This window comes from Bacteroides ndongoniae (genome assembly GCF_900108345.1).
Taxonomy (GTDB): domain Bacteria; phylum Bacteroidota; class Bacteroidia; order Bacteroidales; family Bacteroidaceae; genus Bacteroides; species Bacteroides ndongoniae.
Genome location: NZ_FNVV01000013.1, coordinates 333017 through 359318, shown reverse-complemented (window position 1 = coordinate 359318; position 26302 = coordinate 333017). Strand labels below are relative to the sequence as shown.

Below are 26302 nucleotides of genomic sequence, written 5' to 3'. Positions count from 1 at the left end.
CGACGATGATCAACAGCCAGTCCAAACATAAAGCCCTGTTGGCCGTGATGAAGCGCGAATGTCGCCGCCTCGTCGCACGGCCGCTGTACCTGTTCTGCATGGTAGTGGCACCGCTGTTCTGCTACGTGTTCTTCACCACGCTGATGGACTCGGGTCTGCCCATCAATCTGCCCGCCGGTGTCGTGGACCAGGACATGAGCAGCACCTCGCGCCAGCTGGTACGCAATCTGGACGCTTTCGAGCAGACGGCCATCGTGGCCCACTATCCTACCTTCAACGAAGCACGGACAGCCATGCAGCGGGGCGAGATCTACGGATTCTACTACATACCCGAAGGACTGTCGGCCAAGGCACAGGCGCAACGCCAGCCCAAAGTGTCGTTCTACACCAACAACACCATGCTGATAGCCGGCTCCCTGCTGTTCAGGGACATGAAGATGATGAGCGAGCTGGCATCGGGCGCCGCCGCACGCACCGCCCTCTATGCCAAAGGCGCTACCGAAGACCAGGCCATGGCCTTCCTGCAACCCATCGTCATCGACACGCACCCGCTGAACAACCCCTGGCTGAACTACTCCGTCTATCTGTGCAACACGTTTGCGCCGGGAGTGCTGATGCTGCTCATCTTCATGGTGACCGTTTACTCCATCGGCGTAGAGATAAAGGAACGCACCGCCCGCGAATGGCTGCACATGGGCAACAACTCCATCTGGATTTCGCTGGCAGGAAAGCTGCTTCCGCACACGGCCATCTTCTTCCTGATGGGTATATTATATAATGTATATCTCTACGGATTCCTGCACTTCCCGTGCAACAACGGCATCCTGCCCATGCTGTTTGCCACCCTTTGCTTAGTGCTGGCATCGCAAGGCATGGGCATCCTGATGATAGGCACGCTGCCTACCCTGCGCTTGGGACTGAGCTTCGCCTCGCTGTGGGGCGTGCTGTCGTTCTCGATGTGCGGTCTGTCGTTCCCGGCCATGGCCATGCACCCCACGCTGCAGGCATTGGCCAACCTGTTCCCGCTGCGCCACTACTTCCTGATCTACGTGGACCAGGCACTGAACGGCTATCCCATGATCTATTCGTGGACCAACTACGTGGCACTGCTCATTTTCATGATGCTGCCCTTCCTGATAGCCCACCGGCTGAAGGCTGCATTGGTTTACTATAAATACATTCCCTGATGAAACAGCTGACGTTCAAACAAAGAGTCGTACAAGGCATCTACGACATGTTCTATATATGGAAACAGGAGTTCCGCACGACCTTCCGCGACCAGGGCGTGCTCATCTTCTTCATACTGGTGCCGTTAGTGTATCCGCTGATCTATGCCTTTATCTACACCAACGAGACCATCCGCGAAGTGCCCGCCGTGGTAGTGGACAACTCGCGCTCGGCGCTGAGCCGCGAATACCTGCGCAAGGTGGACGCTACCCCCGACGTGAACATCGTGACCTACTGCGCCGACATGGAAGAGGCCAAACTGATGATGAAGGAACGCAAGGCATACGGCGTGATCTACATCCCCGCCGACTTCAGCGACAACATCGCACGGGGCAAGCAGACGCAGGTCAGCCTGTACTGCGACATGAGCGGACTGCTGTACTACAAAGCCCTGCTGCTGGCCAACACCAACGTATCACTGGCCATGAACGCCGACATCAAGGTAGAACGTGCCGGCAACAGCACCGAACGTCAGGACGAAATCACCGCTTATCCCATCGAGTACGAGGACGTGGCACTGTATAACCCGACCAACGGCTTTGCTGCCTTCCTGATTCCGGTGGTGCTGATGCTGATTATCCAACAGACACTGCTGCTGGGCATCGGACTGTCCGCCGGAACGGCACGCGAGCACAACCAGTTCCGCGACCTGGTTCCCATCAACCGACACTACAACGGTACGCTGCGCATCGTCATGGGCAAGGGGCTGAGCTACTTCATGGTCTACTCGCTGGTGTCGGTCTACATCCTCTGTGTGGTACCCTGGATTTTCAAACTGAACCGTATCGCCATACCGGGCGAACTGGCTCTGTTCATCCTGCCCTACCTGGCTGCCTGCATCTTCTTCTCGATGACGGCATCCATCGCCATCCGCAATCGTGAGACGTGTATGCTGCTGTTTGTCTTTACCTCCGTGCCGCTGCTGTTCCTTTCGGGCATCTCGTGGCCGGCGGCTGCCATTCCTCCGTTCTGGAAGTACTTTTCGTACATCTTCCCGTCGACGTTCGGCATCAACGGCTATGTACGCATCAACAGCATGGGGGCGACACTGAACGAGGTGGCTTTCGAATACCGTGCCTTGTGGTTGCAGGCGGGTTTCTATTTCATCACCGCCTGCCTGGTATATCGCCGGCAGATCATCCTGAGCCGCAGACACATGATAGAGGCTTACAAAAAGATGAGACAAAAGCGAGGCCTGTAATGCTTTTCCGGGATTTCAGTTACTTTAACTATCCATGCAACCGAAATCTCGGAAACATTCGTACTTTTGTCAAAAACAACATCTTATGAAACACACTCTTATTTCTATCGCATGTATGCTGCTCTGCCTTTGCGCTCCGCTGAAAGCCAAAGAAAAAGTAATAGACCGGCCTCCGTTCTGCGTGCGTAACACTACCTCCATCGAAGTCAGCAAAGTAGTACTCAGCGACACTGCTACCGTACTGCACATCTACGCCAAGTACCACCCCAAATTCTGGATAAAGATTGCATCGAGTAGCTATCTGAAAGACAACAATGGCGAAACCTATCCGCTGCGTTCGGGTATCGGCATCACACCCGACCGGGAATTCTGGATGCCCGAATCGGGCGAAGCCGAGTTTCAGTTAGTGTTTCCGCCCCTGCTGGCAAACGCTACTTCCATCGACTTCAGCGAAGGAAGCGAAGTGGAACAGGGATTCAGCATCTGGGGTATTCAGCTGAAAAGCAAGAAACTGCCCGAACTTGAATTGCCCGAAGGGGCAACCGTACATCCGGTAGACAAAAGCCTCGAACTGCCGCAACCCGTCTCCCAATACGGCACAGCCACGGTGAAAGGCAAGCTGCTGGACTACCATCCGGGAATGACGAAGAAAATCAGGTTCATCCTGCTCGACCCTATCAAGTCTTATACAGAATTCGAAGCCAACGTTGGAGAAGATGGCAGCTTCAGTACCACCCTTCCTGTCTGTGGCACTACACCCGCTATCTGCGCCTCCTTCGGATCGCCCATCTATTTCTACGCCGAGCCGGGCAAGACGAGCGAACTGTTCATCAACCAGCGCGAACTCTCGCGCCTGCAGTCTAAGTTCCATCAGAACGCAAAGCCTTACGGCCCGCGGGTCTACATTAACGGCCCCTTGCAGGAGATAGCACAAGAACTCTCCACACAACCCTTCCACACGAACCTGACAGAAACGGCAATGGAGAAAGAAGATCTGGCATCATTCAAGACCGCGGTACTGGAAACCTTCGCCCAAAAGGAAAAGCAACTGGAGGCGCTGCCCATCTGTCGTGCTACACGGGAACTGCTGCACTTCGAACTGGACTTCAACTGTTACAACGCACTGATGCAGGCTCCCAGCATGTTGACCCAACAATACGTAGAAAAAAACAAGCTGGACAGAGAAACCGGTTATAAATATTTCGAGAAACTGATGCAATCGAAACCGGCCGACTATGCCCCGTCCAACCTCCTGAAGTCGCTGAACAATGCCCGACTGACGCAGGCTCCCTCATACTGCCTCGGCATCATCTACGCATCGGCTATCAAAGACCAGCTTGCCAAGGACTGGGGAACGGACAAAGGTGTATTCTTCGACACAGGACGTGCAGCAAAACTCTACCGTAGCATCAACGAATTTGTTCCGCTCACAGCCGAACAGACCGCCGCACTCGACTCGCTGCCTGCCGCTTACAAGCAACTACTGACCGAAGCCAACAACCATCTGCTGCAGACCATCGAAGCCAACAAAAAGAAAACAGGCTTCAACATCAACGAAGTGGGCGAAGTGAGCAACGAAGACCTGTTTGCCTCCATCATCAGCAAGTTCCGCGGCAAGCCGCTGCTCGTGGACTTCTGGGCTACGTGGTGCGGACCGTGCCGCATGGCCAACAAAGCCATGAAGCCGATGAAGGAGCAACTGAAGGACAAGGACATCGTTTACCTCTACATCACCGGTGAAACCTCGCCGCTGGAAACCTGGAAGAACATGATTCCCGACATACACGGCGAACACATCCGACTGACCAACGAACAGTGGGCTTACCTGAACGAACACTTCCAGATAAAAGGCGTACCGACGTACTTCATCATCGACCGCGAAGGCAACATCAAGTTCAAGCAAACCGGATTCCCCGGCGTGGACAAGATGAAGGAAGAACTGCTGAAGGTGACCGACTGATGCCCCCGCAGGCTTCGGCCTGTTCCGACATCCTATATATTATATCCCCCCTTTATGGGACACAAGTACGGCTCGCGAACCACACTTGCACGGCTCGCGAGCCGCACTTGTGTTCTGCACGAGCCGTGCAAGTGTCCTGTAATCGCCTCACTCAAGGGACGCATTCCGGCACTGCTCCGTCCACCCTCTCTCCTCAAAAGAGGCAAGCTTTTACAATAATTAACCCGTTGTCATTTGCTATATTACGAAATATTCGTAGATTTGCAATGAATTCAAACTAAAACTGTATTCCATGGAAAAGTTAACAATGCAAGAAGAAGAAGTGATGTTGTACATCTGGGAACTGAAAGAATGCTTCGTAAAAGACATCCTCGCCAAATTCCCCGAACCGAAGCCCCCCTACACCACCGTGGCCTCGATCGTGAAAAACCTGGAACGGAAGCAATATGTGAAACCCACACGCATGGGAAACACATACCGCTACACACCGCTGATCCGCGAAAGCGAATACAAACGGACGTTCATGAGCGGCTTTGTCCGCAACTACTTTGCCAATTCGTACAAGGAGATGGTCTCGTTCTTCGCCAAGGAACAGAAGATCTCGGCCAACGACTTGAAAGATATAATTGATATGATTGAGAAAGGAAAGGAGAAGTGAAAAATTCCTTTTCAACGAAGAATGAAGAATGTCCGCCTTGCGGACAAATGAAGAATTTCTCCATCGTACAAGAAAAGTTCTTCATCCGCCATTTTTAATTCTTCATTCTTAATTCTTCATTTTTAATTGAAAGATATGGTCTATTTTCTGAAAATCAACGTAGCGATAGCCTTGTTCTATGCCTTTTACCGGCTGTTCTTCTACAAGGACACGTTCTTCACCTGGAGGCGGACGGCTCTGCTGTGCTTCTTTGCCGTATCGGCTATTGTACCGCTGTTCAACATCCAGACCTGGATTGAGCAACAGGAACCGATGGCAGCTATGGCCGACCTGTATGCCACCGTGGTGTTGCCCGAACTGACGCTGACACCACAGCCCGAAACGGACTGGAAGCAACTGCTGGCCGACGGCATCGGGATCGTCTACTGGCTGGTGGTAGCCTTGCTGACGGCACGCTTCCTGGTGCAGCTGACAGGCATTATCCGCCTGGGCCGACGCTGCCCCACACAGAAAATAGACGATACCACCGTACATCTGCTTCCACGGCCGGAAGGTCCGTTCTCGTTCTTCCGCTGGATATTTGTCTATCCCGACGCACACACCGGCGAAGAACTGCACGAGATACTGACGCACGAGCGCACCCATGCCCGGCAATGGCACTCCGTCGACGTGATGATAGGCGAACTGGCGTGCATCGTCTGCTGGTTCAATCCCTTTGCCTGGCTCATGAAGCGGGAAATACGTACGAACTTAGAGTACATGGCCGACGAAAAGGTACTGGAGACCGGCCACGACTCGCGCACTTACCAATACCACTTGTTGGGTTTGTCACATCATAAGGCTGCAGCAACCATCTATAACAGTTTCAATGTTTTACCCCTAAAAAAGCGCATCACTATGATGAACAAAAGAAGAACCCGAGCAATAGGGAGAACCAAATACCTGATGTTCCTCCCGCTGGCCGCCCTGCTGATGATAGTCAGCAACATCGAGGCCGTGGCACGCGCCACACAGAAGATTACTGCTGAAGTTATGGAAGCTGTCACTCCCGCCGAAACACCCGAAGTACAGCCTCAACCTGAAAACATCGCTCCACTGCCCAAGCAAGAGCCTGATAACATCGCTCCATCGTCTCAAACAGAAATGAATGTTGCTCCTATACCCCAGCAGGAAAAGAGCAAGAAGGTGACCTACAAAGGAAAGATTGTGGACGACGAAGCGGGTAATCCGATTAGCGATGTAAAAATCATCATTGACCATAAGTATCAGTCAATTACCAAAAGTACAGTCAACGCCCAAGGAGAATTCCGTATAGAGACGTCGCCCGAAGCAAGTATTCTGTTTGAACATACCAAAAGTGACGGCAGCAAACTGGTGCGATTCTGTACACCCAAAGTATTGGCACAAATGAATCCCGACAACATGGTCATTGAGCTGATACCTTATATAGATATCAAAACAGCAGCAACCGAAGCCGATGTATATGAAGTCGTAGAAAACATGCCGGAATTCCCCAACGGAGGCATGACGGCTTTAAAGAAGTACTTATCCGACAACATCCGCTATCCCGAAGCTGCTCATAAGGCTGGCATACAGGGACGTGTCACCGTGCAGTTTGTGGTTGGCAAGGACGGAAGCATCGGAAACGTAAGCATCCTGAGAGGTGTCAACGCTGATTTGGATGCCGAAGCCATCCGCGTCATCAGCAGTATGCCCAAGTGGAAACCGGGCACACAGAAAGGCGAACCGGTCAAAGTGAAATACACCGTCCCAGTCATGTTCCGCCTGGCTCCTGAACCGGTGGAGAAGATAGACGAAACTACTGTGGTAGGCTACCACACACCCGTAGCAGGCGAAGTATATGACGTCGTGGACAAGATGCCCGAATTCCCCGGCGGCATGACCGGCCTGATGCAATACCTCAGTAAGAACATCCGCTATCCGGCCGAAGCCCAAACCAAAGGTATACAAGGAAGAGTGACAGTAGCGGTCATCATCAACACCGAAGGTAAGGCTGTCAACGCCAGCATTGTCCGAAGCGTCGACCCCATCCTGGATGCAGAAGCTCTGCGCGTGGCCAGCACCATGCCCGACTGGGTACCCGGCACCAAGGACGGAAAACCCGTGAACGTGAAATACACCTTCCCGGTGACCTTCCGCCTGCAATAATAATTCTCTCTTTACATAATTGATTCACTACAGAGGACACAGAGTAACACGGAGTTTATATTTCTTGAACTCTGTGGGACTCTGTGTCACTCTGTGGTGAATGCTTATTTCTTCACCTGCACAATCCGTGTCGGCTCCATCTCAATGTTGCGCTTGTCCACTTGGCGTACCACAGCAGCAGCCAGCTGAAGGAAGGCGCGACCGGTGAGGGTATCAGAGTCGAGAGCCACAGGTGTACCCTTGTCGCCGCTCTCGCAAATGCTCTGCACGATGGGGATTTGTCCCAGCAAAGGCACCTTCAATTCCTCGGCAAGCTGTTTGCAACCGTCCTTACCAAAAATGTAGTACTTGTTCTCCGGCAGTTCGGCTGGAGTAAACCACGCCATGTTCTCTACCAATCCCAGAATAGGCACGTTCACCTTGTCGTTGGTATACATATCCACACCCTTGCGTGCATCGGCCAGAGCCACCTGCTGCGGTGTGCTGACAATGACAGCACCCGTGATGGCAAGCGTCTGGAGCAGGGTCAGATGGATGTCGCTCGTGCCCGGAGGAGTGTCAAGGATGAAGTAGTCGAGGTCGCCCCAGTCGGCATCACCCACCAGCTGCTTCAGGGCGTTGCTGGCCATACCGCCACGCCACAGGGTAGCCTGTTCGGGATTGACAAAGAAGCCGATAGACAGCAGTTTCAGACCGTACTTTTCGATGGGGATGATGAGGTCGCGGCCGTCGATACGCTCGGCATACGGACGGGCATCCTCCACCTGAAACATTTTAGGGACGGAGGGACCGAAGATATCAGCATCGAGCAGACCTACCTTGTACCCCAGCTTCACCAGGGCTACAGCCAGATTGGCAGCTACGGTACTCTTGCCTACCCCACCCTTGCCGCTCGATACGGCAATAACGTTCTTCACACGGGGCAGCATCTTGCCCGGCTCGGGACGGGCTGCCTGACGGCTTTCGGTAGTGATGGTCACCTCCACGTCGGGCGACACATAAGTATGAATGGCCGTTTCGGCCGACTTCAATATGGATTTCATGAAGGGGTCGGTAAGCTTCTCGAAGATGAGCGAGAAGCTGACCTTCATACCGTCGATACGCAAGTTGTCGGCCACCATTTCGGCTTCGACAAGGTTCTTGCCGTTGCCCGGATAGCGCACGGTGGCCAGTGCGTCGAGAATGAGTTTCGGATAAAGAGTCATAATTGTTATTTATAAGGCGTTAAGAAGTTAGAGGAAGTTAGAAGGGTAAAGGGCGATAACCCCTTCTAACTTTTTTAACTTCCAATTCATATTATTTACTTGTCTGAAGCCCGCTCCGCTTGCTGCGGTTGTAGCTTCGGTATTCATCGAGTTCTATCTCCACATCGGGCTCGACGAGCACACCTTCGTGAGGCAGGCGGAAACGGATGTACTTGATGTTCAGCCCGCGGTCCAGCCATTGCTGCTCGTAGTAGGTACGAATGCTGAGTATCTCGTCGGCCAGTCCCGAGTGATACAGGTCTTCGGTCATCACTTCGACGGGCAGGTGGTTGTGCTCCACCATGTACTTGGTGTAGGTGAACATGAAGTTGCTGTCCGTCTTCAGATGTACCAGCCCACCATCTACCAGAAAACGGCGATAACGCTCCATGAAGTAGGTGGAAGTAAGCCGCTTCGTAGCCTTCTTCATCTGTGGGTCGGAGAAGGTAAGCCAGATTTCGCTCACCTCGCCCGGCGCAAAGAAGCGGTCGATGATTTCGATGTTGGTACGCAGGAAGGCGACGTTCGTCATGCCCGCCTGAAGCGATTCAGTAGCCCCTGTCCACATACGTGCACCCTTGATGTCGACGCCGATGAAGTTCTTCTCGGGGAAGAGACGACCCAGACCGACGGTGTACTCGCCCCGGCCACAACCCAGTTCGAGTACGATGGGGCGGTCGTTCTTGAAAAACGTTTCTCCCCAGTGGCCTTTCATGTCGAAAGGCACGTCATCGACTACCGAATAGGGGTATTCAAACACGTGCGGGTACTCCCGCATATCTGCAAATTTCGCTAATTTTCCTTTTCCCATAATTTAGAAAGTCTCCACCCAACCGGTGTGGCAATAAAACGCCCGGTCGGCGAAGGATTGGTGAAACAATGCATATTGGTCGACGCCCGTACAGTGGCACACCCCTAACCGTTGCGGCAGGCAGTCTGACAAGTAACGGGCTATCACGTTGTATTTTCCGGTTCTTGCCGTGCGGATATGAAAACCACCCAGCACCAGCTTCAACACTCCCTCCGGAAATGCCTCGCGCACCGTGCGGAGGATATTGGTGATGCCCCGGTGCGAGCAGGCACTCAGCACAGCCAGGTCGAGGTCGCGCTTCAACACCAGCGCCAGTTCGTCGTCGAAACGGTCGGGACGTTTCTGTCCGTCGGTCAGCGTGTAGAAATGTTCGAAATGCGTGTCAGCCTCATCGGCTACAGGCAATTGAGGGAAGACAAAGACATCCGGCAGAATCTCTTCGGTCTGCCCGACAAAACGGAAGCGGGCAAGATCAAGGTCATCGGGGTGCATCAGGCCGTTTTCGCGCTCGTCCTTGTATTTGGGACGGAGAGCCTCACGCTTGCACACCACCGTGGCGCGGTCGTTCAACCGAAGGAAGTGATGCAGACCGCCCGTGTGGTCACGATGCCCGTGAGACAAGACAAGGCAATCCACTTCGCGCAGATCGATGCCCAGCTGACGGGCATTGCGGATGAAGAGGTCGGACGCACCGGTATCGAACAGTACCTTATGCCCTGCCACATCAACAAGCAGGGAAAGCCCATGCTCTCCCTGCAAGCCCTTGCCATAGACCGTATTCTCGACAAGGGTGGTTATCTTTATGTCTCTGTTCACGCCGGTCATTCCACAACGGTTACCCATCCGTGCACGTCGGGCTCGTCGCCGTACTGGATGGCACGCAACTTGTGATAAAGTTTAGAGCAGACCTCACCCGGCTTGCCGTCTTTCGAGATGACGTACGAACGGTTGTTCTCGGGGTCGTCGATGCGCTGGATGGGGCTGATAACAGCTGCCGTACCGCAAGCACCGGCTTCCTCGAATGTAGCCAGTTCTTCTTCGGGGATGGGACGACGTTCTACCTTCATACCCATGTCTTCGGCCAGTTGCATCAAACTCTTGTTGGTGATGGACGGAAGAATGGATGTGGACAACGGCGTAATGTACGTATTGTCCTTGATGCCGAAGAAGTTGGCGGCACCACACTCGTCCATGTATTTCTTCTCCTTGGCATCGAGGTAGAACTCTGCCGAATAGCCGGCGTCGTGAGCTTCCTTGCTGGCACGCAGGCTGGCCGCATAGTTACCGCCCACCTTGAACGTACCGGTGCCGAGCGGAGCCGCACGGTCGTACTTGCGGGTGATGACGTAAGGAGTAGTGACAAATCCGCCCTTGAAGTACGGACCTACAGGCGTAACGAATATCAGGAAGAGATACTCATTGGAGGGTTTCACACCAACCTGTGCACCCGTACCTACCAACAACGGACGGATGTAGAGTGATGCACCACTCTCGTAAGGCGGAATGAAGCGTTCGTTCAGTTTCACCACCTTCAGCACAGCCTCGCGGAAACGTTCTGTCGGGAGTTCGGGCATCAGGATGCCACGGCAGGTGGATTGCAGACGGGCAGCGTTTTCCTCCAGACGGAAGATACGCACCTTGCCGTCCTTACCCTTGAAAGCCTTCAAACCTTCGAAAGCTTCCTGTCCGTAGTGCAGACAGGTAGCCGCCATGTGCATGGGGATGGTTTCCTCGCTGCATACTTCCAGCTCGCCCCACTGACCGTTACGATGATAAATTCTCACGTTGTAGTCTGTCTTCATGTATCCGAAGGACAGATTTGACCAATCAATTTCTTTCATATCTTTAAAGTTTTGAATATTCCTGCTTTGCTAATTGCAACAAAAATAATCTTTATTCTTCACTTTCTTGCTTTTCAGCCAGTATTTTTTCGATTTCCTGGTCAGCTTTGGTCAGTTTGCTCTCGCAGAAAGCGATGATTTCATTGGCTTCCTTTATTCTCTCGGCCAGTTCATCAATCTCCAGTTCGTTGTTGTCAATCTGGCTAACTATCTTCTCCAGGCGGTTCATGGCCTGGCTGTAGGTTTCTTTTTTCTTGGTTGACGGCATATGATTCAATTTATACGAGTTAAGAAATTAAGGAGTAAAGCCGATAGTCTTGTAATGGAGAATGGATAATGGATAATGAATACACGCAACTTCATTCTCAGTTCTCAATAATCAATTATCCATTCGCCATTCTTCGTTCAGCAGATTCTTGATTCACTACCGACTGCACTTCGCCCCGATAGAGCCGGGTTACGAGCCTGTCGCCCGGGCTTAGCAAAGCGGCGTCTTTAACGGCCTTGCCATCCTTCAGCGTGATGCTGTAGCCACGGGCCAGCAGCTTGTCGGGCGAGGCATCGGCAAGGCGTTGCTTCAACAGCTCCAGCTTGTGGCGGTGGCGGGCAAGCACAGCCTCCACCGAACTGTGCAAGTCCTTACGGGCGGTGAGCAGTTCCAGCTTGGCAGACGATACCCGGCGGACGGACGCTGTAGGGATGCGGTTGCGGCACTGTTGCAGGCGGTTGCGTTCCCACTTCAGGCGGGCAGTGACTCCTTCGTACAGGCGGACAGCGAGGTCGTTCAGACGGTCGGCTGCTTCGTCCATGCGGGCAATGAGGTATTCGGCGGCGGCAGTAGGCGTCTTCACACGGGCGTGTGCCACGGAGTCGAGCACCGTATCGTCGCGCTCGTGCCCGATGCCGGTGATGATGGGCAGCGGGAACTGGGCACAGGCAGCAGCCAGCAGGTAGGTATCGAAGCAGGAAAGGTCGGACGTGGCTCCTCCACCACGGATGATGACTACCACGTCGAAGGTGTCGGCGCGACTGTTGATACTGTCGAGCGCGGCAAGCATCGATTCCTCCACACGGTCGCCCTGCATGGCGGCGGCGAAGAGTTCGGTATGGAAGTAATATCCGCGCGGATTGTTCGTCAGCTGATGACAGAAGTCACCGTAGCCAGCAGCCGTAGCCGAGGAGATGACGGCTACGCGTCGGGGCAGTTCGGGCATGGGCAGTTCCTTGTTCAGAGTCAGCACGCCTTCTTCCTCCAACTGCTTCAGAATCTCGCGACGGCGGCGGGCCATGTCGCCCAGCGTATAGGTGGGGTCGATGTCGTGCACGGTCAGGCTGAAGCCGTAGAGTTCGTGGAAGCCCACAGAGACCTGCACCAGCACCTTGATGCCTGCCGTGAAAACCTGCCCCGTACTCTCTTCGAAGTAGGGACGGAGCAAACGGAAGACGTTGTTCCAGATGACGCCACGTGCCTTAGCCACGAGGTTGTTGCTACGCGAGTCCTTCTGCACGAACTCCACATAGCAATGGCCTGTAGCGGGGTGTACGCGCACTTCGCTCAGTTCGGCCTGTACCCAATACTCGTCGGGCAGGCACTGCTCTAGGCTGCGTCGCACCAAGGCATTGAGGTCGTATAAGGATAATGCATCCATCTTTGCGGATTCTGATTTTAAGTAAGACAAACAAATCGTTTCAAACGACGGGAACTTCCGGCAGACGAGTGGGCAGAATCAGCGGCTGGCTGTAGCCTGATATTCCTGATAAGCCTTCCACATGTCGGGCACGCCATAACCGTAAATGTTGTCGGGGAAGTCGGCGTGGTCGCCCGAACGGCGAACCAGTTCGATGACTTCCTTGGCCGTCAGCGTGGGACAGGCTTGCCACAGACAGGTGACCATGCCGCACATGATGGGCGAAGAGAAAGAGGTTCCGTTGGCTCTGCCCTGATTGCCATCGGTACGGATGACGTCGGCTCCCAGCCCCACCGCCATGACATCGGGCTTCACACGACCGTCGGCCGTATTACCGATGGAGGAGAACGGTGCCAGCAGGGCTTTCTTATCGATGGCACCCACGGTCAGGACATTGTCGGCATCGCCCGGAGGGGTAATCTTCTTCCACGAGCCCTGCCCTGAATTACCGGCGCTGCACACCAGTATCATGCCCTTGTCGGCCACGCGCGATGCCTGACGCGACATCAGGGAGTAGTGTCCGTCGAGGTCTCGGAAGCGGTAATTCTTCGACGGGTCGTCGAAGGAATAGTAACCCAGCGAGGTGTTGATGACGTCCACGCCCACACTGTCGGCAAACTCGACCGCCGCTGCCCAATAGTCCTGCTCTACCAAGTGCTCGGAATACTCGTCTTCGCTGCGCAGCAACCAGAAGGAGGCTTCGGGTGCGGTACCTATCATCACGTTGGGACGGTTCATTCCGATGCACGACAGTACGCTGAGGCCGTGGCTGCTCTCGGCATAGATGTCGGCCGCAGGGTTCACAAAGTCCTTTACCCCGAGAATGCGGATATTCTGCATGGCCGTTATGCTGTCAACGTTATGGTAGCCGGCGTCTATCACGGCTATCGTCATGCCTTGTCCGCGGAAGCCCGCCTGGTGCAGCTTGTCGCCCCGGCTCATCTGTATCTGCGTGATGGCAGCTCCATAAATGCTGTCGCGATAGACGGTAGGACGGTTCACCAGCGAGTCGCGCCGTTCGGAGAAGGAAGGGCCTTTGGGAGCCGTCCATACCTTCTCGGCCATGCGGACAAAGGGGAGCGAAAGAATGCGCCCGATAAGTGCTGTGTCGTTGCACGAGACGGTGACAAAGTTATCCCACTTGCCCGTCACCACCACGTTCACGCCCTGCCGGCGTATTTCGTCGACATATTTGCGGCAAACGGGCAGGTCGGTCGAGTCGATGGGCAAATGCTGTTTGCTCCGGCGTTCGATGGCCTTCGGCGAAAGGAATTCTTCGGGTCTGTCCAAGCTATACTCCGTGGCAGCCTTGTCTTTCAGACTGATGCGATACTTCAGCGTATCTTGCTGTGCCCCTGCAGTGAATACGGTAAAAGCACAGGTCAGTAACAAAATCATTCGTTTCATTATAAATAAGTATCAGTTTTTAAGTTTATAAGTTGTTGAGTTTTTGAGTTCATGAGTTTTTGAGTTAGCGAGTTTTTAAGTTAGTGAGTCGGTAAGCGAAAGCATTATAAACTTATAAACTCAAAAACTCACGAACTTAAAAACTCACCATTCACCCCTCGGTCACATACATGCCTATCCCCCGCTGTGAGGCGATAAACGAACCGCCCACTACCCGGCGGCCGATGTAAAACACTGCCGACTGCCCCGGCGCAATGGCCGATGCCTCTTCGTGGAAGTGTACCAGCAGGCGACCGTCGTCGAGCCGGCGCAGCGAACAGGGAATGGGACGGCTGCGGTAGCGGATGCGCACCGTCAGAGCGTCGCTGCCCATCACCTCGGCCTCATCGGTCAGTTGCTCCTGCTCGACCAGCATGTAGCGGGTACGCAACTGTTCGGCATCGCCCAGCATCACGGTGTTCTTCTGCGGATTTATCTTCAGCACATAGGCAGGCTTGCCGAGGGCAATCTCCAGCCCCTTGCGCTGCCCGATGGTGTAATAAGGGAAGCCCTTGTGTTCGCCCAGCTTCACGCCTTCGGAGTTGACAAACCATCCTTTGCCTACCTCGGCGTCTATCTCGGGACAGTGCTGGCGCAGGAAGTCGCGATAGTCGCCCTGAATGAAGCAGACTTCCATGCTTTCGCCTTCGTCGGCCTTCAGCGTATAGCCCTTGTCGCGCAGATAATCGCGCACCTTCAGTTTGGTATATTCGCCCAAGGGGAAGATGCAGCGGCGCAACACGTCCTGCCCCAGCCGCCAGAGGAAGTACGACTGGTCTTTCTTGTCGTCGTCGCCCGCCACGATATATATCTTTCCGTTCCGTTCTTCCAGTCGGGTATAGTGACCCGTAGCTATGTAAGCGCACCCCAGACGGTCGGCCCACTCCGTAAGGATGCGGAACTTGAACAAAGGATTGCACATCACGCAGGGGTTCGGCGTACGTCCCTGCCGGTATTCGTCGATGAAGTTCTGCACGATTATCTGCCGGAAAGCTTCACGCTCGTCGGCCACATGATGCTTGATGCCCATACTTTCGGCCAGCCGACGGGCCTCTACCGGTTCGTCGCCCCATACCCACATGGTCAGGCCTACTATGTCATACCCCTGTTCTTTCAACATCAGGCACGTGGCGGTACTGTCGATGCCTCCGCTCATGCCTACCAACACTTTCTTCTGCGTTCCTTCCATACTTCTATTCATAATAAAATTGCATGCATAAGTCCAACATTCTTGAATCAAATCTGTGTAAACAGTACATCAATAATGAAATACCTGCCCCGTATGTTCAGTCACGGCACAGAAAAAGGACTTCATCCTGCATCCGCCCGCCTCCCGACAGCCAGCAACGCTACTGCCCGCAAGGCCGGACCTTAAAGTCTGAAATGCAAAAGTAGGTGTTTTCTAGGAAACTACACAGCGTTTATTCCTTTTTATGACATCCGACAAGCACCGGCTACCTGCCTGCAAAAGCCGGACACTGTAACACAAATGAAACAAGTATGACACACAGACATAACACATGTTTCCGAACTTTGCCGCCGAAAACCTACAGACAACAAGAAACAATGAAGAAGAACATCCTGCTCCTGCTCATGGCCCTGTTGCCACTGGCTACTCAGGCTCAAGAAAAAGCCATCAACGAAGACGGAAAGAAAATCAATAAGGAAAAACTGGAAGGCAAGGACTACCTGCCCGAAGTGCACGGAACCATCCGCGCCAAATACGAATATCAGACGGGCATGAATGCCGGACGCTTCGAGGTACGCAACGCCCGCGTCAGCCTGACGGGCAACATCCTGCCCAGCGTGGCCTATAAAGCCGAAATAGATTTGTCGGACGAGGGACAGATCAAGATGCTCGACGCCTATGCCCGTATCTTCCCGCTCAAGGGCCTGGCCGTAACGGCCGGACAGATGCGTGTGCCTTTCACCATCGATGCCCACCGCTCGCCCCACCAGCAATACTTCGCCAACCGTTCGTTCATCGCCAAGCAAGTAGGCAACGTGCGCGACGTAGGTCTGACGTTAGGCTATAAGCTGCCTACCGACATGCCTGTCACCATCGAAGGAGGTCTGTACAACGGTACGGGACTGACCAACCAGAAGGTATGGCACAAGGAAGTGAACTACTCGGCCAAAGCAGCCATGTTCCTCACCCAAGGACTGAATCTGACCCTGAGCGTACAGGCCATCCAGCCGGAAGACATCCGGATGCAATCGTACGACATCGGCGCGTACTACGAATTCGGCCGCTTCCACATCGAAGGCGAGTACCTGTACAAAACTTACTCGAAGAATGCCTTCGACGATGTGCAGGCCGTAGATGCCTTTATCAACTACGACCTTCCGCTGAAGAACGGTCCCTTCACCAAGATGTCTTTCCTGGCACGCTACGACATGATGACCGACCAAAGCGACGCCAAAACCACCGACGAGACTACCGGCGCCCTGGTTACCACCGACTACAAGCGCCAACGTCTGACCGGCGGTATCACCTTCAGCCTCAGCAAGGCCTTCCGTACCGACCTGCGACTGAACTTCGAAAAATACTTCTACGCCAAGCACAGCATCGCCAAAGAGTCCGAACAAGACAAAGTGGTGCTGGAACTGATGGTACGCTTTTAAACACACAGAAGGCGATGTGGGACCGAATGCCCCACACCGCCATTCCTGCCTCCCGTTTCGGCATCAGCCCAACGGATCTTCGCCCGGCTCGCCGGTGCCGCCACCTTCTTCCGTAGTGCCACCTCCGGAAGATGGTACGCCGCCCCACTCATTTTTTTACAAAAACTCTCGATCTACGACTTTCACTTTCAGGATATTAAATTATAATTTTGCGTAAAAAGTGGAATCATGTATAATACCAGTCATATTATCACCCGGCCCGGATTATGGTAAGGGAATTACCTTTATCAGTTGTACTCCATGATAAGGGACCTCAGCAGTGTATTCCCCATCATATATACCGATGTCTTTCTGCCTCCACAAGTCCCTGATCAAGACCTTTCCACTCAGTCCCATTTGCTTCAAATTCAATTTCAAGTCATAGTTAACGGTTTGGATTTTCTCTGCTTCATCTTGATTCCATAATACAAAATAAGGATCCATCTGGAACAGACCTATTGCCCAAGAGCCATCACAAAGTTTCTTATACCAGATCTGCCCGTTCTCTACCGGGATCTTCACAGCCGGACTGACTAAAGGATCCTGGTTAACAGCAATCACCTCACTGTTAGTCAGCAAATTCAATGTAAAGTCATCCAAAGAAGCCATATCGCAACCGATTAATAACGGAGCCGACAGAAGGCACCACAATGATATATGAGCATATTGTTCGTCCGGAGTAAGAGCAGACTCTTGCACCTCGTTTCTCCATGCTTTCCCCAATTTACCCACTACCAGCATGTCCGGGTCATTGTAATATCCCGGAGCCGTAGCCCGAGCACAAACATCCTGGAAGCACCCGATAGCCGTAACTACATTCCATTCATCGGTAATGTCGCGTGTCGTACGCCACAAATCACCTCCTGCTTCTTTACCCCAATTCCAAACATTGGGAGCTCCATAGCCTACACAGTAGACAATATCCCGCTTAACCTCATCCAAAGCATTACGCATGACAATATAAGGTTCCTGGATGGTACTTTCTTCCGTATTCTTCTGAACGTCCATATATCCACAGTGGTCATACTTCAAATAATCAACTCCCCACTTAGCCCACGTTTCTGCATCAAGCCGCTCAAAACGGTAACTTCCCAAATAACTGCCGCAAGTGGTTGGACCGGGAGAGGAATAGATACCAAACTTCAGTCCCAATGAATGGATATATGCAGACAGTCCCTCAATATCCGAAAACTTCTCATTTGCCGGAAGCACACCGTCCGCCAAACGATCAGCAGCCTGCCAGCCATCATCAATATTGACATAAGTCCAACCATATGGCTGAAGTTTTTGATAGAATGCCCCCCACTCCACGCTTATACGTAACTCCATTTACAGTCAAGAGAGAAGGGGTTCAAACTACCGCTTGATTTTTTTGTGGCATCCCCCAATCCTGTACACAATAAAAAGCCTGATATACTCCATCAAGCCAGTATTCTTTGTTTTGTGCGTCCACATGCCCACAAAGACACAATAGAAGACACAAAATATACCATTTTCTCAATAATACGACTTTCATTACAACCATTTTACCTATTCTTAAAAAAAATTACCTTCACTCTTTTATAACCGTCGGATTAAAAAATATTTCATCTAGATATACTTGATACGATGATTCAAATGCAACTTTTACATAACGGGATTTTAAGTTCAGCTTATCAAACAAGACGCCTTCAATCCAAGCGTCATGCTTTGCATTTGGCCAATGTTCTACCGTTTTCACTGATATCAGATGATACTGTTTCCCATCATCGGAAACAGACAGACTGACAGTTTCCGGCAAACCGATATTTTCCGGAACATAATTCAATCCTCGTAGCATAACTTTATCCAAAGGAGAATCATCTGTCCCCAAATCGAACAACAATTCATGATAGCCAGGGGTAAAAACAGCCCAACAGGGATCTTTGGGATTTTCTTCGGACAGCCTACTGTCTACCAGCATCCCGCATTCTTTACTCTCGGTGCAGACCGAATTCTTGCTTTTCAGTGTACCCATGAAAGAAGCGCCTAACAATCCCCAATATGTTTCTCCCCGGCTCCAATCCATATAATTCATATAAGCTTTATTGGAACATCCTGGTTGACCTAACTGAAACGAAGAGGACGGCTTGTCAAACAGACTATACATCATAAAAGAAATGATAGTCTCAACCTCTGCGGCAGAAGCAGCAGCCTGTTGTGACAAAAGACGCGGATAAGCAGCCGGTATCAAGGCCGAAGAACGGTCGTTTGTATGGTTCTCCCAAGTAAAAGTCTCACAATTGGCCCATAATGCGATGTCCAGTTTATCATGAATGGCACGCAACTTCTTCCAATTACGTTTTAAACGTGGAAGGGGGAACTGCTCACGCACACAGCCTACCTCATCCTGATAAGCTATGATGTCGACCTTCAACTTGGCCAGCTGTTTCTCATAAGCCGGATCGTCAAAGGCTGAATCCACAATGCCATAAGGAGAAATCAGCGTCTTCTTCCCCGGAGTCAATGCTTTAGCTTTTTCGACCAACGTATTGACAGCCTGTACGGCATGTTCGGCAAAAATCGGACAAAGACAATCTTCTACCGGCAAATACCAACCATAAAAAGCAGTATGATTCTTATACAAAACAGCCAGTTCCTCCATCATCTGAAGCTGACGCTGCTTGATAGCCGGATCCTGTAGATTATCATCCTGATTTTTGGCCCAACCCGTACTCATAAATACTTTAAGCCCCAATTCACCCGCCATATCCATAATAGCATCTACGGGACTTTCTTTCCCAGAAGGATATACATGAGGCATCAACTTGGAAGGATAATAGGCTTTCCCTTCATTGGCTACAGCCATGAATACAAGATATTCGATACCCATTTCCGAAAGCTCTTTTACCTTCTGACGCCACAACGCAGGGTCGGTATGGTCAAAATGCTGTGGATTGGTATACTTATTACGCACATCCTGATAAGCCAGATTTATCCATGTTCCAGTAATAGGTTTGACTCCCATTATTGCCTTATTCTGCCCATGGCAACCCAATGGAGATAGTCCAAACAAAACATACAGACATATAGTCAAAATCAAAAAAAGTCGTTTCATAGTTTTATAGTCTATTCATTAAAAAGCATTATCTCATCAACCTCGTCTTTTCCTCATGCACGATACTAAACAACAGGTTCGTCCGTCAAATCCCAGCCCATAACCGTAGCAATATAAGGAATAAGCCACATTGCCATTTTTTTATGAGCAGAATAGCCCGGATGCCATGCAGCTCCCATATCCGTAGTTCTATTATAAAGGTTCTTATCCAGTCTCAATAAGAAAACATTCGAATCATTAAGCTCATCGATAACAGCCTGATAATGTTCAAAGACAGGTGCTTGCATAGCCACCGGATAAACACAGATGATGGGAATATCTCCGTAATACTTCCGCAATTGCATAACCAGTTGCGTATATCCCTTTACAAACTCTGATTTGTAAGGATGAGGTTCCGTCGAAAAATCGTTTGAACCTAAATTGACCACAACCAGATCGGGATGATAATCCGTAAAGTTCCACTTAATCGTAAGATCTTCATCAAATGTATTCAACATCCGGTCTTTCATCGTCACTTCCGACACCCGTACAGAATCTCCATAATTGCGTACAACCCCTCTGCCAGAATGCGCTATTAATGTGTAATCCGCATTGAAATAGCGTGCAACCATAGCAGCAAAAGCCATATTACAGTTTTCTGTTTCCAACAAGAACGGTTCATTACGGTCCTTTCCCTCCACCCCGTATCCACACGTCAAAGAGTTTCCGATAAACTCAATGTGGCGGGAACGCTTCACCGGTTCTTCTTTCAAATAGCCCGAATCGGAAAGGAGAAACTGATGAACAGTAGTCCGTCCGAATTCTCCTTCCGTCCGCTTCTGAACTCTCAGACGATGAAGGCTTTTATCTATCCCCGATACCAAATTGACCAGTGTGTCCGTTCCACTTATTTTAACAACCCTATGCAACCGGTCATCAACAAACACATTATAATAACTCTCTCCTGTTTCAGAGACCTTGATTGAAACATGTCCACCTGTAAAACGGGTTTCAAAATATGTCCCTACCCAATCGAAAGCTACCGAACCATCATGCGCAACCCAGGTCCGGCCAATATACCTCACAGCAGGATTATCCCCATTGAAAACATTATCGGAACCTTTGGCATCCAGTGCCGGAATCCCACCAACCAACAGCAAAAACAACAGGTATAGATAATAGCACTTCATCTTTTTCTTCTATTTATTTTTAGCTTTGGCCTTCAACTCTTTCAAATACTTCATATATCCATTGAACAAGTCAATCGTACGTTCCTCGCCTACACGAATGGACATATCCGGGTCATTGAAGACGCCTGGGAACTGATAACAAAGAATCTTTTCAAAATTAGAGAATAGATTCAGATCATGAATGATTTCTTCTATCGGACGAGGATACAACGAATTATCAGGATTAAACAGGAAAGCTTCCAAATCAAACCACAAATGAGACTTTGCTTTGTTACATGCTTCCTGAAGCATATCTGCCGCCTCTTTCCCCGTCAAATCACCAGCCGGCATACGGGCAAAGCCAAACGGACAAAGAATATCCAAATACTCCAATAATGCAGGATAAGTATCCATTCCATTGGGAACTTCAAAACTATTAGTAGCCAGCATGATAGGTTTCCCCGGTGCAAAGCTGTTGCAATAAGACTTAAATTCCTTAAAGAAGTTCACAATGTCTGCCTTCCTCTTTTTACGCATGTCCGGTTGTTGTTCCCAATTATCCAATCCTCCTCCGCTTTCCTCGGAAACATAAAAAGCATAAAACGATTCGTGATGGCCATACATATCCCACAATTCTTTAGCTACCCGTTTATGCCACTCCAAAGATTCCGGAGTAAAATCAAACCATGCAAATATGCCCACACCAACTAAAACATTCATTCCCAATCTGTCGGCTTCGGACAAGATGGCTCCTATAGGGTCTTCAGCCGTAATATCCATACGCCCCGGATATAATTCTGAAGGATAAAAAGCTTTTCCTGCATAACTATCTACTGTCGTATTATGCTTGCCCACATACTGTTCGTTACGAAAGACCTCTTGAATGACAATCATATCCATTTCAACCTTATGCATTGAACGTACCAATTCCTTCCATTGCTCGTCGGTCATTTTCTTTATATCTTTGTTCCAATGCTTGCCTTCAATTTCACTCCAATGATAAATGCCAGCCCAAGCTCCGGATATTTGTTGGATTGAACGGATATCCGACTCCACCACTTCAATATCCTTCGTTTTACGGTATGTTCTATTTCCATCAGTAACTTTCAGAATAACCTTGTGCTTTCCTAACCGCTGCTTGGTAGGTACCACAATCTTCACAGTTTCCGATTTTCCAGCCGGAACTGTTACAGATGACTCGTACAACAAAGTATTCCTTTTTTCTCTCCCCCAGTATATGGAAACCTCAAAAGTCCGTTGCTGATCACTTTTATTAATAATACCTCCCCGGATGTCTAAGTCAACTTTATTTGTGATTTTTCCTGGAGGAATCAGTGTCAGACTGACATTATTCTCATCAGCCCATAAGCCTGTAAAAAACAAAATAGAAATAACTAATAACAAAATACGTTTCATATCAATTTCCTTCTTTAGTAAAAACTACCTGGATAAATAATGTGCGATTCAACTTTTCCGCCAGCAGAACGAATATAAGATTCAAATGTACGCTCGCCGTCTTTCAAAATAATGATACGAGCTCCATTAGGCAGATTATTGTATACCGTATTTCCACCGGTGTATCGTCCGTATGCCAATACAACTTCCCGATAAGCTACAGCATAATCGTTATCATGATCATGCCCCACAAAAATCCCCATCACATCTCCACATTCTTTCATCGAAGCAAACAGACCGGAATTCATCGTAGGACAGCATACAGCCTCGCCTCTGATCCCAAACAATCTGTTTTTGTCTTCCGTGACAGCATCTTTATACTCGGGTAACGGGATATGAAAAAAAGCCAACGCAGGAAGAGGAGCACCATCATTTTGTTTTGTAAACTCCATACTTTGAGCCCTATACCAAACTATCTGATTAAACTTTATCCAGTCATATCCGGGTACCGATTTCAGTTTTGTGTACGAATGAGAATCCATGCAATATAATAAAGCTGCTCTCTTATCCTGTTCTTTCGAAGACATAACTGTCAAAGTATAATCGGGAACATGGTTCCCTGTACGAGCCGGCATCATGCAGCCCTGTTTCCCGGCAATATAATCGTAAAGTTCCACACGAGTCCGATCATACTCATCATCATGATTTCCAAACACAACAGCAAAAGGTACGCCACGCTTCATACATGGTTCCAAAACGATATCTAATCCTTTATAAGCTTCATTAGAAACCACAACATCTCCGGTAAATATTACAAAATCAGGATGTTCTGCATCTAACACCTCGTTTATCCGGTCTAAAGCAATCTGAGAATTCGCCTGATCATCGTATTTATAATGAACATCGGTAAATTGGACAATTTTAAAATAACCGTCTTTATTAAACACCAATTTCTTTTCCTGCGCATAGCTTATAAAAGCTGTAGATAACAGGATGATACATAATAGTAATTTCCTATACATATTTTCTTTATTTCAAACTTTTTATAATCTTCAATAATAATTCCGGTTCATCCGTCGTAATATAATCAAGTCCCAACTGATAATACAAGAACAATTCTTCCGCATTGTTTACAGTCCATACATTTGTCAGCAACCCCTTTTCTTTAGCCTTCTGAAACAAGTTCTTGTCTTGCCGATATGCATAATAGGAATAGTCAATGCCAGAAATAGAATCATTAACCAAATCCTGTAATTCTTTCTTTCCTTCCATCAGATAAAGGATTTTGGCTGTCGGATCCAATTGCCGAATACGTTTTAGAACATCATAATTGAAACTGATATATTCTACATATCCCTGCATCTTCATACGATGTACAATGCTAACAACAGAGTCCGTCAATTGCAATGTACGAAACAATCCTTTCTGGGAATCTTTTATTTCTATTATCGGACGAGTCGTATTTTGTCTTCTTGCAACCAGCAGCAATTCTTGCAAAGATGGAACTGGATCATCCTTATGAACCGTATTCTGAAATAATTCGGCCAGATTTGTGTTCTCAACTTCCATACCATACACATGAGGGTCATGTGAAAGCACAACTCTATTGTCTGCCGTCAGCCAAACATCCAACTCCGAGCCTTGGCAACCTAATGCAACAGCATTCTGAAAAGAACGAATAGAATTTTGTAATGCTCCACTCTGTTTCCATGCTCCACGATGAGCTACGATTCTGTTTCTGCTAAAATCATCTTTCAACAATTCAAATTCGTAAATCTGGCCATCAATCTGTAGACTAATACCAAATCTGTATGCACTCTGTCCCTGTGATAAAGCTTTGTTCTTCTTTAAACAAATAGACTTACTTTCCGTATCTATTCTAAAAAGAGAAGACGTATCAGATATCAAACAAACATCTGACGGAAGCGGATAAATTCTTCCAATTGTTACTCCTGGCTTATTGACAGGGATCAGATAGTTGTCTAATGTATATGCTGAAATGCCCCAAAGTTGCAGACAATTACTACAAATCAAAAGAATTAATAAAAAATTTACTTTTCCTATTTTCATATCAAATATCTTTATAGCAGTCCATTTTCTTCCAAATATTTTTTATAACCATCATAATTATCTGTTCCTTTTTTAAATGTTACCCAACTGAAGTTTGTTATATACTCAGTAAAAAGCCCTGCAACAAAAAGTTGCTCTTTCAATTCTTCCCAATCTTTTGCATGATAAGGAACATCTGGGCAACCACAACTCTTAAAAGACTCAATATCCACTCCAAATGTTACTCCATTGGCATCACATGCTTTCTTTATTTCTGCATACCAATTAGGCAAATCAACATCAAAATCGACAAGACAACGTCCTCCACAATCTTGAAGATATAAATAATCAATATTAGGTGTTTGAGCAAATATACGTCCAAACCATTCTCCACAAATATCTGCAGGCATACCACGCCACAAAGCTGGAGCTATCGAAACAGATTTATTTGACTTAGTTTTAATATAGGAAGCTACCCCTTCAAGATACTGTGCTAATAAAGAAAGAGCAGGTTCTTGTTGCCAACCGACAGGATATGATCCATCATGAAATTCCTCTGTAATATACCATCCGGCTAAACAAGGATGATTACCAAATTGCTCATAAACTTCATCAAAAAGCATTTTATTACGTTGCAAATTACTATCATACTTTGTTGGATCATTCGTATTCGTTTTGCTGTAATCTCCTGGATATAACCCCAAAATGAGTTTCATTCCATTACGCTCCGCCGCCTCAAACATTTTATCAATAATATCACATTTTACAGTAACCCATGGTAGGTTTGTGTTCTTATAGAAAGAGATATTGGTCGTTTCATCTGCCCCCGTAAACTGTTGAGCATATTGAATAATCCAAGTATCCAATCCAATAGCTTTGCTATCCTTAAATTGTTGATCCCAATTTTCATTTTCATAAGCATCTTTATTTAATTGAATAAAGATACTGGAGAATTTAGGAAGCCCCGGCTTTAATTCATATGAAGTCAACTGTTCCAAATTATCAATGCCAACCTCTCCATTTCCTGTCTCATGTTTTGTATTAACAATCTCTATTCTATAACCCTCACATCGGTTTAATTCCAGTTTCTCCGAAACCTCCCCTTCACCTTTTTTGTAAAGTTTAAAAGCGCTATAGGGCATTATTAATCGATTCCATCCATCCTTTGACAAAATATCTTTATCCTCAAAAACATAATAAGACCAACGTTTACGAGTATTGTCATGAGGAGCCTCTGCCGAAAATTGCATTTTATCTTCTAAAAGAACAAAACGGAAAACTCCTTTATTATCCTTATTGCCTTTTACCCAGATTGATAAACCTAACGGATAAAAAGATAAATCAAAACGCCAATCTCCCCACGTCTGCTCAAAATAAACTTTTTCAGGTGCAGCAGTTAAAGAACTGCCTGTAAACATATACTTCAAGCGGAAACTTCCATTTCCTTCCATCTTATCATCTCCCAACTCGTAATTTATTGTAGCATTGGTCGGCTCAGCTGGTTCCGGATCTGTCAACGTTGTATGATAAATCTCACAATTTAGTTCATCGAAAGGATTAATAATTTTAGTCGCTTTAGTTTCATTAAGAACCTTCTGAATTTCTTCTGCCAAATTTACATCATTCTCAAGTTTATTCTCTTTTTTATCGTCAGAACATGAAAAAAAGAAAAACACTAATGAAAAAATATACATCATAGATACTCTCATAACACTAAAAATGTTT

At 48.9% G+C, this 26302-nt stretch carries 20 protein-coding genes and 1 pseudogene; 6 read left to right on the top strand and 15 right to left on the bottom strand.

Annotated features, from left to right (window positions below; genetic code table 11):
• Positions 1-5: 5 nt before the first annotated feature.
• The 5 genes from BQ5591_RS05755 (at position 6) to BQ5591_RS05735 (ending at position 7215) form a co-directional block, all read left to right on the top strand.
• Positions 6-1187, top strand: coding sequence for an ABC transporter permease (locus BQ5591_RS05755; RefSeq protein ID WP_071148728.1), 1182 nt, complete (start codon positions 6-8; stop codon positions 1185-1187).
• Entirely contained in the window at positions 1187-2428 is a 1242-nt protein-coding gene (locus tag BQ5591_RS05750) for an ABC transporter permease (RefSeq protein WP_071148727.1), read from the top strand. Before BQ5591_RS05755 ends, BQ5591_RS05750 begins: the two co-directional genes overlap by 1 nt.
• 85 nt (positions 2429-2513) lie before the next feature.
• Positions 2514-4388 (top strand): TlpA family protein disulfide reductase, encoded by a 1875-nt coding sequence (locus BQ5591_RS05745; protein WP_071148726.1) that lies wholly within the window; start codon positions 2514-2516, stop codon positions 4386-4388.
• A gap of 292 nt (positions 4389-4680) precedes the next feature.
• Entirely contained in the window at positions 4681-5046 is a 366-nt protein-coding gene (locus BQ5591_RS05740) for a BlaI/MecI/CopY family transcriptional regulator (RefSeq protein ID WP_022162369.1), read from the top strand.
• A gap of 135 nt (positions 5047-5181) precedes the next feature.
• Positions 5182-7215, top strand: a complete 2034-nt coding sequence (locus tag BQ5591_RS05735) for a M56 family metallopeptidase (protein ID WP_071148725.1) — start codon at positions 5182-5184, stop codon at positions 7213-7215.
• A gap of 104 nt (positions 7216-7319) precedes the next feature.
• On the opposite strand, the gene BQ5591_RS05730 is transcribed toward BQ5591_RS05735, so the two are convergent.
• From BQ5591_RS05730 to mnmA, 8 genes are all read right to left on the bottom strand, one after another.
• Entirely contained in the window at positions 7320-8420 is a 1101-nt protein-coding gene (locus tag BQ5591_RS05730) for an Mrp/NBP35 family ATP-binding protein (RefSeq protein ID WP_071148724.1), read from the bottom strand.
• Between the two features lie 91 nt (positions 8421-8511).
• Positions 8512-9270 (bottom strand): tRNA (guanosine(46)-N7)-methyltransferase TrmB, encoded by a 759-nt coding sequence (gene trmB / locus BQ5591_RS05725; RefSeq protein ID WP_071148723.1) that lies wholly within the window; start codon positions 9268-9270, stop codon positions 8512-8514.
• A gap of 3 nt (positions 9271-9273) precedes the next feature.
• Positions 9274-10095 carry an MBL fold metallo-hydrolase gene (locus BQ5591_RS05720; protein WP_071148722.1) on the bottom strand — a complete coding sequence of 274 codons (822 nt, stop codon included), beginning with the start codon at positions 10093-10095 and terminating at the stop codon, positions 9274-9276.
• Complete coding sequence (locus BQ5591_RS05715) at positions 10092-11111, bottom strand: branched-chain amino acid aminotransferase (RefSeq protein ID WP_071148721.1); 1020 nt, start codon at positions 11109-11111, stop codon at positions 10092-10094. The genes BQ5591_RS05720 and BQ5591_RS05715 overlap by 4 nt, the downstream gene beginning before the upstream one ends.
• A 52-nt stretch (positions 11112-11163) precedes the next feature.
• Positions 11164-11379, bottom strand: coding sequence for an exodeoxyribonuclease VII small subunit (gene xseB, locus BQ5591_RS05710; RefSeq protein ID WP_071148720.1), 216 nt, complete (start codon positions 11377-11379; stop codon positions 11164-11166).
• 115 nt (positions 11380-11494) lie between these two features.
• Entirely contained in the window at positions 11495-12760 is a 1266-nt protein-coding gene (gene xseA, locus BQ5591_RS05705) for an exodeoxyribonuclease VII large subunit (RefSeq protein WP_071148719.1), read from the bottom strand.
• 78 nt (positions 12761-12838) lie between these two features.
• Positions 12839-14206: a S8 family peptidase gene (locus tag BQ5591_RS05700; RefSeq protein ID WP_071148718.1), complete on the bottom strand. Its 1368-nt coding sequence runs from the start codon at positions 14204-14206 to the stop codon at positions 12839-12841.
• Positions 14207-14357: 151 nt separating this feature from the next.
• Positions 14358-15482: a tRNA 2-thiouridine(34) synthase MnmA gene (mnmA, locus tag BQ5591_RS05695; protein ID WP_262483111.1), complete on the bottom strand. Its 1125-nt coding sequence runs from the start codon at positions 15480-15482 to the stop codon at positions 14358-14360.
• Between the two features lie 329 nt (positions 15483-15811).
• Between mnmA and BQ5591_RS05690 the strand changes: the two genes are divergently transcribed.
• Positions 15812-16870 carry a porin gene (locus tag BQ5591_RS05690; protein ID WP_071148716.1) on the top strand — a complete coding sequence of 353 codons (1059 nt, stop codon included), beginning with the start codon at positions 15812-15814 and terminating at the stop codon, positions 16868-16870.
• A 264-nt stretch (positions 16871-17134) separates the two neighbouring features.
• Here BQ5591_RS05690 and BQ5591_RS05685 read toward each other — a convergent pair.
• From BQ5591_RS05685 to BQ5591_RS05655, 7 genes and pseudogenes are all read right to left on the bottom strand, one after another.
• Positions 17135-18199, bottom strand: a pseudogene (locus BQ5591_RS05685) (glycoside hydrolase family 27 protein); the annotation flags it as partial.
• A gap of 262 nt (positions 18200-18461) precedes the next feature.
• Positions 18462-19985 carry a DUF4434 domain-containing protein gene (locus BQ5591_RS05680; RefSeq protein WP_071148715.1) on the bottom strand — a complete coding sequence of 508 codons (1524 nt, stop codon included), beginning with the start codon at positions 19983-19985 and terminating at the stop codon, positions 18462-18464.
• Between the two features lie 65 nt (positions 19986-20050).
• Positions 20051-21154 (bottom strand): SGNH/GDSL hydrolase family protein, encoded by a 1104-nt coding sequence (locus tag BQ5591_RS05675; RefSeq protein ID WP_071148714.1) that lies wholly within the window; start codon positions 21152-21154, stop codon positions 20051-20053.
• A gap of 9 nt (positions 21155-21163) precedes the next feature.
• Complete coding sequence (locus BQ5591_RS05670) at positions 21164-22549, bottom strand: DUF4434 domain-containing protein (protein WP_071148713.1); 1386 nt, start codon at positions 22547-22549, stop codon at positions 21164-21166.
• 14 nt (positions 22550-22563) lie between these two features.
• Complete coding sequence (locus BQ5591_RS05665) at positions 22564-23550, bottom strand: metallophosphoesterase family protein (protein ID WP_071148712.1); 987 nt, start codon at positions 23548-23550, stop codon at positions 22564-22566.
• Between the two features lie 7 nt (positions 23551-23557).
• Positions 23558-24598, bottom strand: coding sequence for a glycerophosphodiester phosphodiesterase family protein (locus tag BQ5591_RS05660; RefSeq protein ID WP_071148711.1), 1041 nt, complete (start codon positions 24596-24598; stop codon positions 23558-23560).
• 11 nt (positions 24599-24609) lie between these two features.
• A complete protein-coding gene (locus BQ5591_RS05655) occupies positions 24610-26286 on the bottom strand; it encodes a DUF4434 domain-containing protein (protein WP_083380885.1) in 1677 nt (558 codons plus the stop codon).
• Positions 26287-26302 lie beyond the last annotated feature (16 nt).

Excerpts from the sequence above, each read along its gene's own strand:
- BQ5591_RS05690 (WP_071148716.1), top strand. The coding sequence starts at position 15,812 with ATGAAGAAGAACATCCTGCTCCTGCTCATGGCCCTGTTGCCACTGGCT.
- BQ5591_RS05670 (WP_071148713.1), bottom strand. The coding sequence starts at position 22,549 with ATGAAACGTATTTTGTTATTAGTTATTTCTATTTTGTTTTTTACAGGC.
- BQ5591_RS05735 (WP_071148725.1), top strand. The coding sequence starts at position 5,182 with ATGGTCTATTTTCTGAAAATCAACGTAGCGATAGCCTTGTTCTATGCC.
- BQ5591_RS05655 (WP_083380885.1), bottom strand. The coding sequence starts at position 26,286 with ATGAGAGTATCTATGATGTATATTTTTTCATTAGTGTTTTTCTTTTTT.
- BQ5591_RS05755 (WP_071148728.1), top strand. The coding sequence starts at position 6 with ATGATCAACAGCCAGTCCAAACATAAAGCCCTGTTGGCCGTGATGAAG.
- trmB (WP_071148723.1), bottom strand. The coding sequence starts at position 9,270 with ATGGGAAAAGGAAAATTAGCGAAATTTGCAGATATGCGGGAGTACCCG.
- xseB (WP_071148720.1), bottom strand. The coding sequence starts at position 11,379 with ATGCCGTCAACCAAGAAAAAAGAAACCTACAGCCAGGCCATGAACCGC.
- xseA (WP_071148719.1), bottom strand. The coding sequence starts at position 12,760 with ATGGATGCATTATCCTTATACGACCTCAATGCCTTGGTGCGACGCAGC.
- BQ5591_RS05720 (WP_071148722.1), bottom strand. The coding sequence starts at position 10,095 with ATGACCGGCGTGAACAGAGACATAAAGATAACCACCCTTGTCGAGAAT.
- BQ5591_RS05680 (WP_071148715.1), bottom strand. The coding sequence starts at position 19,985 with ATGAAACGACTTTTTTTGATTTTGACTATATGTCTGTATGTTTTGTTT.
- BQ5591_RS05745 (WP_071148726.1), top strand. The coding sequence starts at position 2,514 with ATGAAACACACTCTTATTTCTATCGCATGTATGCTGCTCTGCCTTTGC.
- BQ5591_RS05675 (WP_071148714.1), bottom strand. The coding sequence starts at position 21,154 with ATGAAGTGCTATTATCTATACCTGTTGTTTTTGCTGTTGGTTGGTGGG.
- BQ5591_RS05730 (WP_071148724.1), bottom strand. The coding sequence starts at position 8,420 with ATGACTCTTTATCCGAAACTCATTCTCGACGCACTGGCCACCGTGCGC.
- BQ5591_RS05715 (WP_071148721.1), bottom strand. The coding sequence starts at position 11,111 with ATGAAAGAAATTGATTGGTCAAATCTGTCCTTCGGATACATGAAGACA.
- BQ5591_RS05665 (WP_071148712.1), bottom strand. The coding sequence starts at position 23,550 with ATGTATAGGAAATTACTATTATGTATCATCCTGTTATCTACAGCTTTT.
- BQ5591_RS05740 (WP_022162369.1), top strand. The coding sequence starts at position 4,681 with ATGGAAAAGTTAACAATGCAAGAAGAAGAAGTGATGTTGTACATCTGG.
- BQ5591_RS05750 (WP_071148727.1), top strand. The coding sequence starts at position 1,187 with ATGAAACAGCTGACGTTCAAACAAAGAGTCGTACAAGGCATCTACGAC.
- BQ5591_RS05660 (WP_071148711.1), bottom strand. The coding sequence starts at position 24,598 with ATGAAAATAGGAAAAGTAAATTTTTTATTAATTCTTTTGATTTGTAGT.
- BQ5591_RS05700 (WP_071148718.1), bottom strand. The coding sequence starts at position 14,206 with ATGAAACGAATGATTTTGTTACTGACCTGTGCTTTTACCGTATTCACT.